Origin of the sequence: Streptomyces sp. CCM_MD2014 (assembly GCF_000772045.1) — a bacterium.
GTDB classification, from domain to species: domain Bacteria; phylum Actinomycetota; class Actinomycetes; order Streptomycetales; family Streptomycetaceae; genus Streptomyces; species Streptomyces salinarius.
Map to the genome: position 1 here is coordinate 2,828,773 of NZ_CP009754.1, position 15,219 is coordinate 2,843,991.

Genomic DNA, 15,219 nt, shown 5'->3' on the forward strand with positions numbered 1-15,219 from the left:
GACCACTTCCCTGGATTGGCGGGATGGTTCGGGCGCCCTGCGCTCAGAACGACGGCGCCGAGCAAGCTGTCTGAGACGTGGCTGGCCCACAACTCGCCTAAGCACTACCAACCCACGTACCGCCCAGCCCCACCCCGAGGCACCACCGCCCACATCCGCGTCCCACCCCCGGGCTCCCGCGCCTCACCGAACCCCCATTCCCCCTCGCACGCCCGCACCACGCACCCCAGCACCCGCAACGCCGCCCGCCTGCGCGCATCGCAGGCCGCGAGCAGTCGGGGGTGCTCGTGACGTCGGTGCCCGTCGTAGAACACCACCCGCAGGGCACCCTCGCGGTACCGCAGTGACACGTACACCTCGTCCCTCGGCGTGAACCGGCAGGCACAGGCGGCGAGTTCCCCGACCACCTGGACCACGGCGTCCGTCATGTCGTCCAGCCCGTGGCCGTGCAGCACGGCCCGGGTGGCGACCCGCGCGATCCGCGGGCTGGTCGGACCGGCGGGCAGCGTGAAGCTGTACGTGAGCGTGTCGGGCGAGGGCGGCGCGATGTCCGGCTCCTCGGCGAATACGGGGCAGGCGAAAACGGCTCCGGGCGCGAGCGCGGGCATGGGCAACTCCCAGGTTGGCTGCGGGTGTTCGGTAGCGCGCCGCCACTCGACCGGTGGTGGCCTGTCTCCCTGGCGCGGGTCCGCCCCTCCCAGGGAAGGAGGACGCGGGCAGGCTCGCGCGATGCACTTCCAACGGCGTCGGACCGTAAGCGGCGCATCACTGACTGTACGGCTCCACGTGGCACATGTGCCACCTACTCCCACACGTTGCCCACTTCACGTTGGACTCGTGTGACGCACCCGGTGCAGACTGACCCCGTCAGTCACGAAGAAGGGGCATCGATGCCGACACGGCCCGCGCCGACGGAACGTCAGAAGCGCCTCGGTGCCGAGCTGCGCGCTATGCGCCTCGCCGCCGGGCGGACGACGGAGTACGCCGCCGGGCTGCTGGGACTGGACCGCACCAAGGTGTCCAACATGGAGTCGGGCGTCCGGTCCATCTCACCGGAGCGCGTACGCATACTCGCCAGCAACTACGAGTGCGCGGACGAGCAGTACGTAGAAGCCCTGGTCGCCATGGCCGACGTAGGCAAGCGGGGCTGGTGGCAGCAGTACCGGGGGAGCCTCCCCCAGGGGCTGCTGGACGTTGCCGAGCTGGAGTGGTTCGCCACCCGGCTGCGGAGCTACCAGACCGTGCACGTACCGGGGCTGCTGCAACTCGGCGAGTACGCCCGCGCCGTCTTCGCGGCAGCACCTCCGCCCCTGCCCGACTCGGAGGTCGAGCTACGCGTCGTGCAGCGCCTGCGGCGTCAGCAGGTTCTGGACCGCGACAGTCCGGTCGCGTACGTGGCGTACGTGCACGAGTGGGCCCTGCGGATGCAGTTCGGCGGGCGTCGCGTCATGCGCGAGCAGTTGCACCATCTCTGCCGGGTCTCCGAGCGCGACAACGTCGAATTGCGCGTGCTCCCCGTCGAGGCCGGCGCCTTCCCCGGCGCCGGGCACGCCGTGCTCTACGCGGACGGCCCGGTCTCCCGGCTCGACACAGTCCAGCTCGATTCCGCCCACGGCGGCGAGTTCACCCACTCCGAGGCCCAGCTCGCCAAGTACCGGACGCACATGGACTGGTGGCAAAGCCACACACTCGCTCCCGAGGACTCACGCGACCTCATCCATTCCATCGCCCGACAACTCTGACCACCGAGAGGCCACCATGCCCGACATCACCTGGGAAGACCCCTTCTGTGCCGAGGGCAACAACTGCTTCCGCATAGGCACCGACCCCGAAGGCAACGCCTACATCGCCGTCGCCGGGCAGGAGGACCGTTACCTCACCGACACCCGCGAAGCGCTCCGGACCCTCATCCGGGACATCAAGGCCGGCAAGGCCGATCACCTCCTCCAGGGGTAATCCCGCGCACACGCATTGACCTGACTAGACCACTCCTCTTACGTTCGCCGAGCAGCCGTCCAGGCCACAGTGTCGTGCGCCCGTAGGAGGTCATGCCCGTGCGCCCCACCGTCCGGTTCACCGTCCTGTTCGCCCTCACCGCGCTCGCCTCCACCTCGCTCGCCGCCTGCGGGAGCGGCTCCGGCAGTGATCCGGACACGGTGAAGGTCTCCTTCAAGCAGTCGACGGACAACTCCATCAAGGTGATGGACACCTACCTCGGCGACATCAAGAAGCAGTTCGAGAAGGCCAACCCCGGCAAGAAGGTCGAGCTGGTGCCGATCAAGGCGCCGGACTCGGAGTACTACACCAAGCTCCAGCAGATGCTCCGCTCCCCCAAGACCGCACCCGACCTGGTCTACGAGGACACGTTCCTCATCAACTCCGACATCACCAGCGGGTATCTGAAGCCGCTCGACGACTACCTGGCCGACTGGAAGGACTGGGACCAGTTCATCGACACGGCGAAGGCGGCCGCGAAGGGCGAGGACGGCAAGACGTACGGCGTGCCGGACGGGACGGACACGCGGGGGCTGTGGTTCAGCAAGGACGTGTTCGCCAAGGCGGGGCTTCCCGCCGACTGGCAGCCGAAGACCTGGGACGAGGTCCTCGACGCCGCCCGCACGATCAAGGAGAAGGTCCCCGGCGTCACCCCGATCAACGTCTACACCGGCAAGCCCGCCGGCGAGGCGGCCACCATGCAGGGCTTCGAGATGCTGCTGTACGGGACGGGGGACGGCGGCGCCGATCCGCTGTACGACAAGGGAAGCAAGAAGTGGATCACGGCGGGGCAGGGGTTCAAGGACTCCCTCGCCTTCGTCGAGACCGTGTACAAGGAGAAGCTCGGCCCGGAGGTCTCCGACGCGCTCGACCCCAACTTCGGCACGAAGGTGCGCGGTGAGCTGCTGCCGCAGGGCAAGCTCGGGATCGCGCTCGACGGCTCCTGGCTGCCGCAGGACTGGCTGGAGGGCAGCGGGCACGAGTGGCCCGAGTGGTCGAAGGAGCTGGGGCTCGCGGCCATGCCGACGCAGAACGGCCAGGCACCGGGACGCGTGAGCATGTCCGGCGGGTGGACCTGGGCGATTCCGGCCAAGGCGGGCAACCCCGACCTCGCCTTCGAGTTCGTCAAGACGATGCAGACCAAGGCCAACGCCCAGAAGTGGTACATCGCCAACTCCGGCATCGCGGTCCGCAAGGACGTCGCCGACGACCCCGCCTACGTCGCGGCCCAGCCCGGCATCAAGTTCTTCACCGACCTCGTCGCCGACACCCACTACCGGCCCGCCTACCCGGCGTACCCGAAGGTGTCCGTCGCCATCCAGGAGGCGATGGAGGGCGTCACGACCGGTGACAAGTCGGTCGCGGAGGCGGCGCGCGACTACGACGAGGCGCTCAAGGAGGCCACCGACAACCAGGTGGTGAGCAAGTGACGGCGACCGCGCCGCAGCACGCGGGGCGGGGGGTGCGGAAAACGCCGGCGCCCCCGGCCGCCGGTTCCGGCGGGCGGTCCGGTACCGTCCGCCGGTCCCTCTTCCGGGCCCTGCCCGTCTCCCCCGCCCTCGTCCTGCTGCTGCTCTTCCTCGCCGGTCCGATCGTCTACTGCGTCGTCATCGCCTTCACGGACCTCCAGCTCACCGGGCAGGCCCAGGAGTCCTTCGTCGGCTTCGACAACTTCACCCGCGCCTTCCGGGACGAGGCCTTCCTCAACGCCGTGTGGCTGACCCTGGTGTTCACCGTGCTGTCCTCGCTGATCGGGCAGAACACCCTGGGGCTGGCGCTGGCCTCGCTGATGCAGCGGGCGTCGAAGCCGGTCCGTACGCTCACCGGTGGCATCGTTGTCACGGCCTGGGTGCTGCCGGAGGTGGTGGCGGGCTTCCTGCTCTACGCCTTCTTCCGGCGCGAGGGCACCCTGAACGCCATCCTGGACTGGCTCCATCTCCCCTCCCAGAACTGGCTGTTCACGCTGCCGATCCTGGCGGTGTCCTTCGCCAACGTGTGGCGGGGCACGGCGTTCTCGATGCTGGTGTACTCGGCCGCGCTGAACGAGATCCCGAAGGAGATCACCGAGGCCGCCGAGGTGGACGGCGCGAGCGGCTGGCGCCGGATGTGGCACATCACGCTGCCGATGATCCGGCGCTCCATCGGCACCAACCTCATGCTCAACACCCTGCAGACCCTGTCGGTCTTCGGGTTGATCTGGGTGATGACGCGGGGCGGGCCGAGCGGCAAGAGCCAGACGCTGCCGCTGCTCATGTACGAGCAGGCCTTCCAGAACAGTCTGATCGGGTACGGCACGGCGGTGGCGCTGCTGCTGTTGCTGATCGGCTCGCTGTTCTCGGTCGTGTACCTGCGTCTGCTGCGGACGGAGGTCTGAGATGGCATCCACGGTCACGTCCCGTACGGCCCGTCGCACCCCCGCCTCCCGGCGCAACCGGCGCCGTGCGGCCGCCGACGCCGGGCTCCTGGTGGCCGCCGCGGCCTTCGTGCTGCCGTTGGCCTGGGTGGTGCTGTCCGCCCTCGACCCGCACGCGAGCCTGCGGGTCAAGGTCCCCGACGGGGTCACGCTGGAGAACTTCGACGCGATCCTCACCCCGGAGATCACCTTCACCCCGCTGCTCAACAGCCTGGTCCTGTGCGGCGGGGCGACGCTGCTGACGGTGGTGTGCGCGGCGCTCGCGGCGTATCCGCTCTCCCGCTTCCGGTCGCGGCTGAACCGGCCGTTCCTGCTCACGATCCTGTTCGCGACCAGCCTCCCCATCACGGCGATCATGGTGCCCGTCTACGCGTTGTTCGTCCGCGTGAACATGATCGACACCATGCAGGGGACGATCTTCTTCTTCGCCGCCTCGCAACTGCCCTTCGCGATCTGGCTGATGAAGAACTTCATGGACGGGGTGCCGAAGGAGCTGGAGGAGGCGGCGTGGACGGACGGGGCGTCGTCGTTCCAGTCGCTGCTGCGGATCGTGCTGCCGCTGATGGGGCCGGGTGTGGCGGTGGTGACCGTCTTCTCGTTCGTGATGATGTGGGGGAACTTCTTCGTCCCCTTCATGCTGCTGCTCTCCCCGGACCAGATGCCCGCCTCGGTCAGCATCAACGACTTCTTCGGCAACCGGGGCATGGTGGCGTACGGGCAACTGGCGGCGTTCTCGATCGTCTACTCCACGCCGGTCGTGCTGCTGTACGTCCTGATCTCCCGGCGGCTGGGCGGCGGGTTCGCACTGGGCGGGGCGGTGAAGGGGTAGGGCGCGGGGATCACCGAGGAGGGGGCGCGCGCGAGTCCGCTTGCGCCCGTATATTCCTCGTGGGTCCCCCCCCGTACGTTCCTACAATACGTATCGCTGGCCGAACAGCCCGTAGTCAGCATCGCCCCGGACCCCTACGGTGTGGCGCGTGCGCCGACCCTCACCTCACCCGAGCCATTCGGGCCCTCCGTTCAACGCCCTCGCCGCCCGCCGGCTGCGTGCCGCCCTCAGCATGGGGCCCGAGCACGTCGCCCACGGCATACGGGTCTCGTACGGCCTGCCGTACGTCACCCCCGACCTCGTCATCGCCTGGGAACGGGGGACGGCCTCCCCCGAGGGCCCGGAGCTGACCGCGCTCGCGGGGGTGCTGTGGTGCTCGCCGGGCGAGCTGATCGGACGGCCGCAGTCGCTGCGCGAGCACCGCGTCGCCCGCGGGCTGGCGCCGGAGGACGTGGCCCGGGCGGTCGGGCTCGGGCTCTCCGCCTACCAGCGGATGGAGGAGGCGGACGACTGGCGCGGCACCGACCGGCAGTCGGCCCAGCTCGCCGACGTGCTCGGCCTCACGCTGCCCGACTTCGTGACGGTCACCGGGCGCGAGGAGAAGCTGGCCGAGCTGCTGACGAGCGCGGTGACCACCCGCTGGCAGGGGTGTGTGCGCCCGATCGCCAAGCTGGCGCCGCTGGACCGGCGGGTGCTGGAGAACGTCCTCCAGGTGCTGCACCAGGACTACCAGGGTCGGATGGCCGCCACCCTGAGCTGGGGCGGCGGCGCCCCCGACTCCAGCGCCGGGGGCCGGGACTTCCTCGACCGGATCGTGGACCACTTCTGGTCGGCGGTGGAGAAGCACCCGTAGAGGTGCTTCGGTGCTTAGAAGACGGACTCCGCCTCGTCCATGCGGTCCTTCGGGACCGTCTTCAGCTCGGTGACGGCCTCCGCCAGCGGCACCATCACGACGTCCGTGCCGCGCAGCGCCGTCATCCGGCCGAAGTCGCCCCGGTGCGCGGCCTCCACCGCGTGCCAGCCGAAGCGGGTGGCGAGGACGCGGTCGTACGCGGTCGGGGTGCCGCCGCGCTGGACGTGGCCGAGGATGACCGGCTTGGCCTCCTTGCCGAGGCGGCGCTCCAACTCGAACGCGAGCGCGGTGCCGATGCCCTGGAAGCGCTCGTGGCCGAACTTGTCGATGGCACCCTTGCCGTAGTCCATGGTGCCCTCGGCGGGGTGGGCGCCCTCGGCGACGCAGACGACGGCGAACTTCTTGCCGCGGGAGAAGCGCTCCTCGACCATCTTGACCAGGTCGGCGGGGTCGAAGGGGCGCTCGGGCAGGCAGATGCCGTGGGCGCCGGCGGCCATGCCGGACTCCAGGGCGATCCAGCCGGCGTGCCGGCCCATGACCTCGACGACCATCACGCGCTGGTGGGACTCTGCGGTGGTCTTGAGACGGTCCATCGCCTCGGTCGCGACACCGACGGCGGTGTCGAAGCCGAAGGTGCGGTCGGTGGAGGAGATGTCGTTGTCGATGGTCTTCGGTACGCCGACGACGGGGAGGCCGGCGTCCGACAGCATCCGGGCGGCGGTGAGGGTGCCCTCGCCGCCGATCGGGATCAGGGCGTCGATGCCGAAGTTCTGGATCATGTCGCCGGCGTTCTCGCAGGCCTCGCGGAGCCGGTCGCGCTCCAGGCGGGAGGAGCCGAGGATGGTGCCGCCGCGGGCGAGGATGCCGCTGACGGCGTTGAGGTCGAGGGTGCGGTACCGGCCGTCCAGCAGGCCCGCGTAGCCGTCCTCGAAGCCGATGACCTCGTCGCCGTAGTTGTCGACCGCTCGGTGCACGACCGACCGGATCACTGCGTTCAGGCCGGGGCAGTCGCCGCCTGCGGTGAGTACGCCGATACGCATCGTGCTGTGTCTCCTGCTCGCTGTTGACACCGGTGAGCCGATCCAATTCTTTCACGGCCCGGGCGGCGACGGACGACCGGCGGACGACCGACTCGCGACCGGCGGACGGCGGTGGACTTTGACGGGCGCCCTAACCGTCGCCGGAGGTACTGTCAAGAGGGTTCCGGCCACCCGCTCAGCCCGGCGGAACAGCCGGCCGAAGCAGCCCGGCGGAACAGCCCGAGGCAACGCTCACCCCGAGGAAACGGAGAGCCCGCGTGACGCGCAGCGTGTACGTGACCGGTATCGACCGCGGCGACGGCCGCCAGGTCGTCGAGCTGGGGGTGATGGAGCTGCTCACCCGGCAGGTCGACCGGGTCGGCGTGTTCCGTCCCCTGGTGCACGACGGGCCCGACCGGCTCTTCGAGCTGCTGCGCGCCCGCTACCGGCTCTCGCAGGACCCGGCGACGGTCTACGGCATGGACTACCAGGAGGCCTCCCTCCTCCAGGCCGAGCAGGGCGTGGACGAGCTGGTGTCCGCACTGGTCGACCGGTTCCACCTGGTGGCGCGGGACTACGACGTCGTCCTCGTCCTGGGCACCGACTACGCCGACACGCAGTTCCCGGACGAGCTGTCGCTGAACGCGCGGCTGGCGAACGAGTTCGGCGCCTCGGTGCTTCCCGTCGTCGGCGGCCGCAGGCAGACCGCCGAGTCGGTGCTGGCCGAGACCCACAACGCGTTCCGCGCCTACGACGGCCTGGGCTGCGACGTGCTGGCCATGGTGACCAACCGGGTCGCGCGCGAGGACCGGGACGAGATCGCCGAGCGGCTCGCGCACCGGCTGCCGGTGCCGTGCTGGGTGGTGCCGGACGAGCCGGCCCTGTCCGCGCCGACGGTCTCGCAGATCGCACACACGCTGGGCGCCCGGGTGGTGCTCGGGGACGACTCCGGGCTCGCCCGCGACGCGCTGGACTTCGTCTTCGGCGGGGCCATGCTGCCCAACCTGCTGACCGCGCTGACCCCGGGCTGCCTGGTGATCACGCCGGGCGACCGTGCCGACCTGGTGATCGGCACACTGGCCGCGCACAGCGCCGGCACCCCGCCGATAGCCGGCGTGCTGCTGACCCTGGACGAGGTGCCCGGCGAGGGCATCCTCACCCTCGCCGACCGGCTGGCCCCGGGCACGCCGGTGCTGTCGGTGACCGGCACCAGCTTCCCCACCGCCGAGCAGCTCTTCTCCCTGGAGGGCAAGCTCAACGCCGCCACCCCGCGCAAGGCGGAGACCGCCCTCGGCGTCTTCGAGCGGTACATCGACACCGCCGAGCTGAACAAGCGGGTCTCCGCGCCCAGCAGCGACCGCGTCACGCCGATGATGTTCGAGCACAAGCTGCTCGAACAGGCCCGCTCCGACCTGCGCCGGGTCGTCCTGCCCGAGGGCACCGAGGAGCGGGTGCTGCACGCGGCGGAGGTGCTGCTGCGCCGGGGCGTGTGCGAGCTGACGCTGCTCGGCCCGGTCGAGCAGATCCGCAAGAAGGCCGCCGACCTCGGCATCGACCTGGCCGGTGCCGAGCTGATCGACCCGGCCGCCAGCGAGCTGCGCGACTCCTTCGCCGAGAAGTACGCCGCCCTGCGCGCCCACAAGGGCGTGACCGTGGAGCTGGCGTACGACGTGGTCTCGGACGTGAACTACTTCGGCACGCTGATGGTGCAGGAAGGGTTCGCCGACGGCATGGTGTCGGGGTCGGTGCACTCGACGGCGGCGACCATCCGCCCGGCCTTCGAGATCATCAAGACCAAGCCGGACGCGGCGATCGTCTCCTCCGTCTTCTTCATGTGCCTGGCCGACAAGGTGCTGGTCTACGGCGACTGCGCGGTCAACCCGGACCCGGACGCGGAGCAGCTCGCCGACATCGCGACGCAGTCCGCCTCCACCGCCGCGCAGTTCGGGGTGGAGCCGCGGATCGCGATGCTGTCGTACTCGACGGGCACGTCCGGTTCCGGCGCGGACGTCGACAAGGTGCGCGAGGCCACCGAGCTGGTCCGCTCGCGCCGCCCGGACCTCAGCATCGAGGGGCCGATCCAGTACGACGCGGCGGTCGAGCCGTCGGTGGCCGCGACCAAGCTCCCGGGCTCGGCGGTCGCCGGGCAGGCCAGCGTGCTGATCTTCCCCGACCTGAACACCGGCAACAACACCTACAAGGCGGTGCAGCGCTCGGCCGGCGCCATCGCGGTGGGCCCGGTGCTCCAGGGCCTGCGCAAGCCGGTCAACGACCTGTCGCGGGGTGCGCTCGTGCAGGACATCGTCAACACCGTCGCCATCACGGCGATCCAGGCCCAGCAGTCCCCGACCGAGAAGGCGTCCGCCCAGTGAGCTCCACGCGTGTCCTCGTCCTCAACTCCGGCTCCTCGTCGGTGAAGTACCAGCTGATCGACATGCGCGGGGGTGAACGGCTGGCGGTCGGGCTGGTCGAACGCATCGGCGAGCGGACGTCGCGGCTGATCCACACCCACGTGGCCGCCGGCGACACCCGGGAGCAGAACGGCCCGATCGCCGACCACGAGGCCGCCCTGAAGGCGGTCGCCGCGGAGCTGGGCCGGGACGGTCTGGGCCTGGACTCCCCGGAGCTGGCCGCGATCGGGCACCGGGTGGTGCACGGCGGCGAGTTCTTCAGCGAGCCCACCCTCATCGACCAGACCGTGCTCACGGAGATCGAGCGGCTGATCCCGGTCGCGCCGCTGCACAACCCGGCCAACCTCACCGGCATCCGCACGGCGCAGGCGCTCCGTCCCGACCTGCCCCAGGTGGCGGTCTTCGACACCGCGTTCCACACGACGATGCCCGAGTCCGCGGCGCGCTACGCGATCGACCCGAAGATCGCCGACCGGTATCGCATCCGCCGCTACGGCTTCCACGGCACCTCGCACGCGTACGTCTCGCGCGAGACGGCGCGGCTCCTGGGCCGGGCGCCCGAGGACGTGAACGTGATCGTGCTGCACCTGGGCAACGGGGCGTCCGCCTCGGCCGTCCGGGGCGGGCGGTGCGTGGACACCTCCATGGGGCTCACGCCTTTGGAAGGGCTCGTGATGGGTACGCGCTCGGGAGACATGGACCCGGCCGTCATCTTCCATTTGATGCGCGTTGGGGGAATGTCCGCCGACGAGATCGACACTCTTCTCAACAAGAGGAGCGGCCTGTTCGGTCTGTGCGGAGACAACGACATGCGGGAGATCCGCCGCCGGGTGGACGAGGGCGACGAGCAGGCGGGGCTGGCCTTCGACATCTACATTCACCGGCTGAAGAAGTACATCGGCGCCTATTACGCCGTTCTCGGACGGGTGGACGCGGTGGCGTTCACGGCCGGGGTCGGTGAGAACGCGGCGCCGGTGCGGGAGGCTGCCGTGGCGGGCCTGGAAGGACTGGGCCTCGCGGTGGACGGCGAACTGAACGCCGTACGCGGCGACGAGGCGCGCCTGATCTCGCCCGCTGACGCGCGGGTGGCGGTGGCGGTGGTGCCGACGGACGAGGAAATGGAGATCGCGACGCAGAGCTACGCACTGGTGAATGAGCCGGGGAATCAGAATCTCACCTGAGCGGCATCCCGCCCTTTTGTATTTTCCGCCAGACGGAATATTCCGCGCCGAAACAAACCGATAGGATGGCACCCATGCGCCGTTCGAAAATCGTCTGTACTCTCGGCCCCGCGGTCGACTCCCACGAGCAGCTCGTCACGCTGATCGAAGCCGGCATGAACGTGGCCCGCTTCAACTTCAGCCACGGCACCCACGCCGAGCACCAGGGTCGTTACGACCGGGTGCGGGCCGCCGCCAAGGAGACCGGCCGGGCCATCGGTGTCCTCGCCGACCTGCAGGGCCCGAAGATCCGCCTGGAGACCTTCGCGGAGGGTCCCGTCGAGCTGGTGCGCGGTGACGAGTTCACCATCACCACCGAGGACGTCCCGGGCGACCGGACGATCTGCGGCACGACGTACAAGGGCCTGCCCGGTGACGTCACCAAGGGCGACCAGGTGCTCATCAACGACGGCAACGTCGAGCTGAAGGTCACCGAGGTCGAGGGCCCCCGGGTGAAGACGATCGTCATCGAGGGCGGCGTCATCTCCGACCACAAGGGCATCAACCTGCCGGGCGCCGCGGTGAACGTCCCCGCGCTGTCCGAGAAGGACGTCGAGGACCTGCGGTTCGCGCTGCGCATGGGCTGCGACCTGGTCGCCCTCTCCTTCGTCCGGGACGCCAAGGACGTCGCCGACGTGCACCGCGTCATGGACGAGGAGGGCCGCCGCGTCCCGGTGATCGCCAAGGTGGAGAAGCCGCAGGCGGTCGAGAACATGGAGGACGTCGTGCTGGCGTTCGACGGCGTGATGGTCGCCCGTGGCGACCTGGCCGTCGAGTACCCGCTCGAGAAGGTCCCCATGGTGCAGAAGCGCCTGATCGAGCTGTGCCGGCGCAACGCCAAGCCGGTGATCGTGGCGACCCAGATGATGGAGTCGATGATCACCAACTCCCGTCCGACCCGCGCCGAGGCCTCCGACGTGGCCAACGCGATCCTGGACGGCGCCGACGCGGTCATGCTCTCCGCCGAGTCGAGCGTGGGCGCGTACCCGATCGAGACGGTCAAGACGATGTCGAAGATCGTCACCGCCGCCGAGCAGGAGCTGCTCTCCAAGGGCCTCCAGCCGCTGGTGCCGGGCAAGAAGCCGCGCACGCAGGGCGGTTCGGTGGCCCGTGCCGCCGCGGAGATCGCCGACTTCCTGGGCGGCAAGGGCCTGGTGGCCTTCACCCAGTCCGGCGACACCGCCCGCCGGCTCTCCCGCTACCGCGCCTGCCAGCCGATCCTGGCCTTCACCACCGACGAGGCCACCCGCAACCAGCTGGCGCTCAGCTGGGGCGTGGAGCCGCACGTGGTGCCGTTCGTGAACAGCACGGACGAGATGGTCGACCTGGTGGACCAGGAGACGATGCGCCTGGGCCGGTTCAACGACGGCGACATCGTCGTGATCACCGCCGGTTCGCCCCCCGGCGTGCCCGGCACCACCAACATGGTCCGCGTGCACCACCTGGGCGAGACCCGGCGCGGCTGACGTCACCCCGCGGCCCCGTGGGGCCCTTGTACGGCGCTGAGGGCGCCCCCTGTCGCAGGGGGCGCCCTCGGGCGTTGTACGGCGCGTTGCGGCGCCCGACGGGGCGCGCGGGCGTCGTCAGTCGGTCACGTACTGGTGCAGCCCCGGGATGTGGAGCGTGCCGCCGAACTGGCCGGCCTGGACGACCGTCACCTTGGTGAAGTAGATGAGCGGGATGTCCAGCGGCGGCGGGTTGTCGGGGTCGAAGGTGACCGGGATCAGCCCGAGCAGGTTGCCCGAGATGCTCTCGGTGTACATCACCGTGTCGCCGTCGCGGATCGTGGACGTCGAGCCCTTGGCCGCCTGCACGTGGTACGTCTTGCCGGCCTGCTTGTCCTTCACCGTCTGGTGCAGGTCGCCGATGTCGGTGCCGTCGGAGATGACGTACTTCAGCACCTTCTTGGTGGTGCCGTTGGCCGTCTTCACCTGGACGATCCCCTCGTAGGAGGCGCCCTTCAGCAGCAGCGAGCTGGCGTTGAGGTACCAGGGGTCGTCGGGCAGCGGCACCTTGTTGTCGACGCCGCCCTCCTCGTCGGTGGCGACCGGGCAGTCGTCGACGTTCGTGCCGGTGCTCTCGGAGGCGCCGGGGGTGCGCGTGGCGGTGGCGGCGTCCTCCTTGGCCCTCGCCGCGTCCTCCTTCGCCTTCTCCGCCGCCTCCTTGGCCGCCTCGGCCGCCTTGTCCACCGACTTCCCGGTGTCCTCGGCCGCCTTCGACGCCGTGTCGGTGGCGCCCTCGACGGTGTCCTTCGCGGCGCCGGTGACCTCGTCGGTGGTGTCCTTCAGCGCGCCGGTCGCACCGGACGCGCTCTCGGACGCCGAGGGGGTCGGCGTGGGGCTCGGGCTCTCGTCGGCCTTCTTGCCGCCGGTGAAGATGTCCTCGAGGGTGTCGCCGATGCCCTCCAGCAGACCGCCCTTGGACTCCGACTCGGAGGGGGACGGCGCGGCGGTCGAGCCGGACGCCTCCTGACTCTGCGAGGGGGAGGGGCTCGGTGCGGCCTGCTCGTCCTTGGCGCCCTTGTCGTCGGAACCTGAATCCGACGAAGAGGAGTCGCCCCGGTCCGTGCCGGCGTCCGTGTCCGCGTCCTCGCCCGAGTCCCCGGTGGAGGCGGAGGGGTCGGGCTCCTTCGCGTCGTCCTTGCCGTCCTCGGCCCCGTCGGTCGCCGAGGGCGAGGGGGTGGGCGACTCGGACGGGTCCTTCTCGGCGTCCTCGATGGCCGCCACGCAGTCCTTGTACTCGTCGGCCGTCAGGCTGTTGGAGGGCGGCGACGCGTCGTTGCCGTCGGCGAGGGCGAGCGTCGGCGTGAACCCCATCCCCATGAGCACGGCCGTCGGCATCGCCGCGATGGCTATCGCCTTGCCGGCCGGCATGTGGAACCTGGTGAACAACGGCTTCTTGGGTGCCGCGTGGCGCGGCCCGGTTCTCACACGGGACGACTCCACGTCAGTCCCGCGGGTCACCTCGTCAGCCGGCACTGTGCCTCCCGTTCGCCCCGTTGGCCGGGCTCGTTCCTGACAGATCGTGCGCCCCCGGTGCCGTGAGGGCCTGGGAGGGCTTCCCGTCGTCCAGCCCGCCCCGCGGGCCCGGCACCGCGGGGCCGGACGCCTGGGTCCCGGGCTCCGGGAAGCCGGGGAACGCGGTGTCGTCGGCGGTGGGGACCGCGCCCTCGGGCGCGTCGTCCGTGCCCTTGCCCTCCAGCGGCGGCTCGGCCTGCGGCGGCTCACCCGGCACCCACGACACGGCCATGGCCCCGCCGACCAGTGCGAAGAGGAAGCCGATGAGGAAGCCGCCGAGGTTGGAGACGGGGATGGACACCAGCGCCAGCAGGATCGCCGCGACGCCCGCGAAGACCCTGACGTGCTTCTGGAACCACAGGCTGATGCCCAGGACGACCAGCAGCACGCCGATGATCAGGGACCCGGCGCCCGCGGTGGTGGACATCGCCAGCGTCAGGTGACCGATCTGGAGGTTCGCGTACGGGAAGTAGGCGATGGGAAGTCCGCCGAGGGCGACGAACAGGCCGGCCCAGAACGGCCGCGCGCCTCGCCAGGCGCGGAACTGCAGCCTCCGGCGGGTGAACTGGCCGGCTGCGGCAGGAGTCTCGGCGCTCATGGAAAACAGCTCCCTGGTACGGCTTTGCTGTGGTGGAGATGCGGTCCGCGTGTGAAGGCGCGGCCGGAGAGTGGACGGGCGGGGGCGCCACCGGCTCCCCCGCCCGTCAACGAGTGCTTAGTAGCACTCCTTGACACCCTTGGACAGCGACATCTTCAGACCGCTGAGCTTGAAGGTTCCGGCGGTGGTCGCCCACGCCGTCTGCTTCACGTTGGTCAGCGTGGCCGAGTCGGCCTGCTGCGCGAACCCGTTGGGGTTGGTGGTGTCGCCCTTCTTGATGCCGGGACCCTTGTTGGCGTCCTTGGCGGCCACACCGATGTCGATGCCGCGGAACGTGGCATCGGCCTCGAGGTCCTCGACGTCGATGTACAGGTTCTCCGCCTTGACCGGGGTGCTGCCACCGCCGGCCTTCAGCATGAGGCTGACCGAACCGATCAGCGGGATGTCCGGGGTGACCACGGACTGGCACATGTTCTTGATCTGCGCCGAGTCGAACGCCGAGACCGCGACGGGGTGAGCCGTCTTCTCGCCCTTCAGCGTGTAACCCGAGTCGATCGCGCCGTACTGCATAAAGCCCGTGCCGTCGAGGCGGTCCGCCGTCACCTTGAACGACTGACCCGACACGCTGAACGACGCGGCGAGGGCGCCCTGCGCGAGCGCGACGCCTATCGCAGCCGTGGCGGCGACGCTGGGCACCATGACCACAGCGAACCGCTTCCATCTGGTCCCGCCACGCACCTGGGACTCCATATTTCCTCCTTCTCGGACGTACATCTCCTGGCCTCGGCCGGCCGCCGGTTCGGCGGCCCGGTCTGGCAGGGATGGGAGAAGTGCTACGTCCTCGGGAAGGAGAGCGCCCGCACT

Annotated in this window: 14 protein-coding genes; 9 read left to right on the forward strand and 5 right to left on the reverse strand. The window is 70.1% G+C overall.

The genetic code is table 11. The features are described 5' to 3' along the window. Positions 1-104: 104 nt before the first annotated feature. Positions 105-608: a sensor histidine kinase gene (locus NI25_RS12165; protein WP_061442473.1), complete on the reverse strand. Its 504-nt coding sequence runs from the start codon at positions 606-608 to the stop codon at positions 105-107. 282 nt (positions 609-890) lie between these two features. On the opposite strand from NI25_RS12165, the gene NI25_RS12170 reads away from it, so the two are divergent. The 6 genes from NI25_RS12170 to NI25_RS12195 all read left to right on the forward strand — a co-directional run bounded on the left by NI25_RS12170 (position 891) and on the right by NI25_RS12195 (position 6,090). Continuing rightward, positions 891-1,742, forward strand: coding sequence for a helix-turn-helix domain-containing protein (locus tag NI25_RS12170; RefSeq protein ID WP_061442474.1), 852 nt, complete (start codon positions 891-893; stop codon positions 1,740-1,742). 16 nt (positions 1,743-1,758) lie between these two features. Further along, on the forward strand, positions 1,759-1,956 hold the full coding sequence (locus NI25_RS12175) for a hypothetical protein (protein ID WP_061442475.1): 198 nt from the start codon (positions 1,759-1,761) through the stop codon (positions 1,954-1,956). A 92-nt stretch (positions 1,957-2,048) separates the two neighbouring features. Next, the gene (locus tag NI25_RS12180) at positions 2,049-3,425 is read left to right on the forward strand and encodes an extracellular solute-binding protein (RefSeq protein WP_199560888.1); all 1,377 of its coding nucleotides are present in this window, start codon (positions 2,049-2,051) and stop codon (positions 3,423-3,425) included. Further along, the gene (locus NI25_RS12185; protein WP_061442476.1) at positions 3,422-4,369 is read left to right on the forward strand and encodes a carbohydrate ABC transporter permease; all 948 of its coding nucleotides are present in this window, start codon (positions 3,422-3,424) and stop codon (positions 4,367-4,369) included. The genes NI25_RS12180 and NI25_RS12185 overlap by 4 nt, the downstream gene beginning before the upstream one ends. Before the next feature lies 1 nt (position 4,370). Further along, the gene (locus NI25_RS12190; protein WP_061442477.1) at positions 4,371-5,237 is read left to right on the forward strand and encodes a carbohydrate ABC transporter permease; all 867 of its coding nucleotides are present in this window, start codon (positions 4,371-4,373) and stop codon (positions 5,235-5,237) included. A gap of 139 nt (positions 5,238-5,376) precedes the next feature. Then, complete coding sequence (locus tag NI25_RS12195) at positions 5,377-6,090, forward strand: helix-turn-helix domain-containing protein (RefSeq protein ID WP_061442478.1); 714 nt, start codon at positions 5,377-5,379, stop codon at positions 6,088-6,090. Between the two features lie 14 nt (positions 6,091-6,104). On the opposite strand, the gene NI25_RS12200 is transcribed toward NI25_RS12195, so the two are convergent. After that, complete coding sequence (locus NI25_RS12200; RefSeq protein WP_030402682.1) at positions 6,105-7,130, reverse strand: ATP-dependent 6-phosphofructokinase; 1,026 nt, start codon at positions 7,128-7,130, stop codon at positions 6,105-6,107. Positions 7,131-7,387: 257 nt separating this feature from the next. Between NI25_RS12200 and pta the strand changes: the two genes are divergently transcribed. The 3 genes from pta to pyk all read left to right on the forward strand — a co-directional run bounded on the left by pta (position 7,388) and on the right by pyk (position 12,206). Beyond that, positions 7,388-9,481: a phosphate acetyltransferase gene (pta, locus tag NI25_RS12205; protein WP_061442479.1), complete on the forward strand. Its 2,094-nt coding sequence runs from the start codon at positions 7,388-7,390 to the stop codon at positions 9,479-9,481. Next, the gene (locus NI25_RS12210; protein WP_061442480.1) at positions 9,478-10,701 is read left to right on the forward strand and encodes an acetate kinase; all 1,224 of its coding nucleotides are present in this window, start codon (positions 9,478-9,480) and stop codon (positions 10,699-10,701) included. Before pta ends, NI25_RS12210 begins: the two co-directional genes overlap by 4 nt. Before the next feature lie 74 nt (positions 10,702-10,775). Next, on the forward strand, positions 10,776-12,206 hold the full coding sequence (gene pyk / locus NI25_RS12215) for a pyruvate kinase (protein ID WP_061442481.1): 1,431 nt from the start codon (positions 10,776-10,778) through the stop codon (positions 12,204-12,206). Positions 12,207-12,323: 117 nt separating this feature from the next. On the opposite strand, the gene NI25_RS12220 is transcribed toward pyk, so the two are convergent. The 3 genes from NI25_RS12220 to NI25_RS12230 all read right to left on the reverse strand — a co-directional run bounded on the left by NI25_RS12220 (position 12,324) and on the right by NI25_RS12230 (position 15,105). Continuing rightward, a complete protein-coding gene (locus NI25_RS12220; protein WP_061442482.1) occupies positions 12,324-13,718 on the reverse strand; it encodes a hypothetical protein in 1,395 nt (464 codons plus the stop codon). After that, positions 13,708-14,355 (reverse strand): DUF6114 domain-containing protein, encoded by a 648-nt coding sequence (locus tag NI25_RS12225; protein WP_061442483.1) that lies wholly within the window; start codon positions 14,353-14,355, stop codon positions 13,708-13,710. The genes NI25_RS12220 and NI25_RS12225 overlap by 11 nt, the downstream gene beginning before the upstream one ends. A 117-nt stretch (positions 14,356-14,472) precedes the next feature. Next, positions 14,473-15,105, reverse strand: coding sequence for a DUF6230 family protein (locus NI25_RS12230; protein WP_061442484.1), 633 nt, complete (start codon positions 15,103-15,105; stop codon positions 14,473-14,475). Positions 15,106-15,219 lie beyond the last annotated feature (114 nt).

Excerpts from the sequence above, each read along its gene's own strand:
- NI25_RS12165 (WP_061442473.1), bottom strand. The coding sequence starts at position 608 with ATGCCCGCGCTCGCGCCCGGAGCCGTTTTCGCCTGCCCCGTATTCGCC.
- NI25_RS12170 (WP_061442474.1), top strand. The coding sequence starts at position 891 with ATGCCGACACGGCCCGCGCCGACGGAACGTCAGAAGCGCCTCGGTGCC.
- NI25_RS12175 (WP_061442475.1), top strand. The coding sequence starts at position 1,759 with ATGCCCGACATCACCTGGGAAGACCCCTTCTGTGCCGAGGGCAACAAC.
- NI25_RS12180 (WP_199560888.1), top strand. The coding sequence starts at position 2,049 with ATGCCCGTGCGCCCCACCGTCCGGTTCACCGTCCTGTTCGCCCTCACC.
- NI25_RS12190 (WP_061442477.1), top strand. The coding sequence starts at position 4,371 with ATGGCATCCACGGTCACGTCCCGTACGGCCCGTCGCACCCCCGCCTCC.
- NI25_RS12200 (WP_030402682.1), bottom strand. The coding sequence starts at position 7,130 with ATGCGTATCGGCGTACTCACCGCAGGCGGCGACTGCCCCGGCCTGAAC.
- pyk (WP_061442481.1), top strand. The coding sequence starts at position 10,776 with ATGCGCCGTTCGAAAATCGTCTGTACTCTCGGCCCCGCGGTCGACTCC.
- NI25_RS12225 (WP_061442483.1), bottom strand. The coding sequence starts at position 14,355 with ATGAGCGCCGAGACTCCTGCCGCAGCCGGCCAGTTCACCCGCCGGAGG.
- NI25_RS12230 (WP_061442484.1), bottom strand. The coding sequence starts at position 15,105 with ATGGAGTCCCAGGTGCGTGGCGGGACCAGATGGAAGCGGTTCGCTGTG.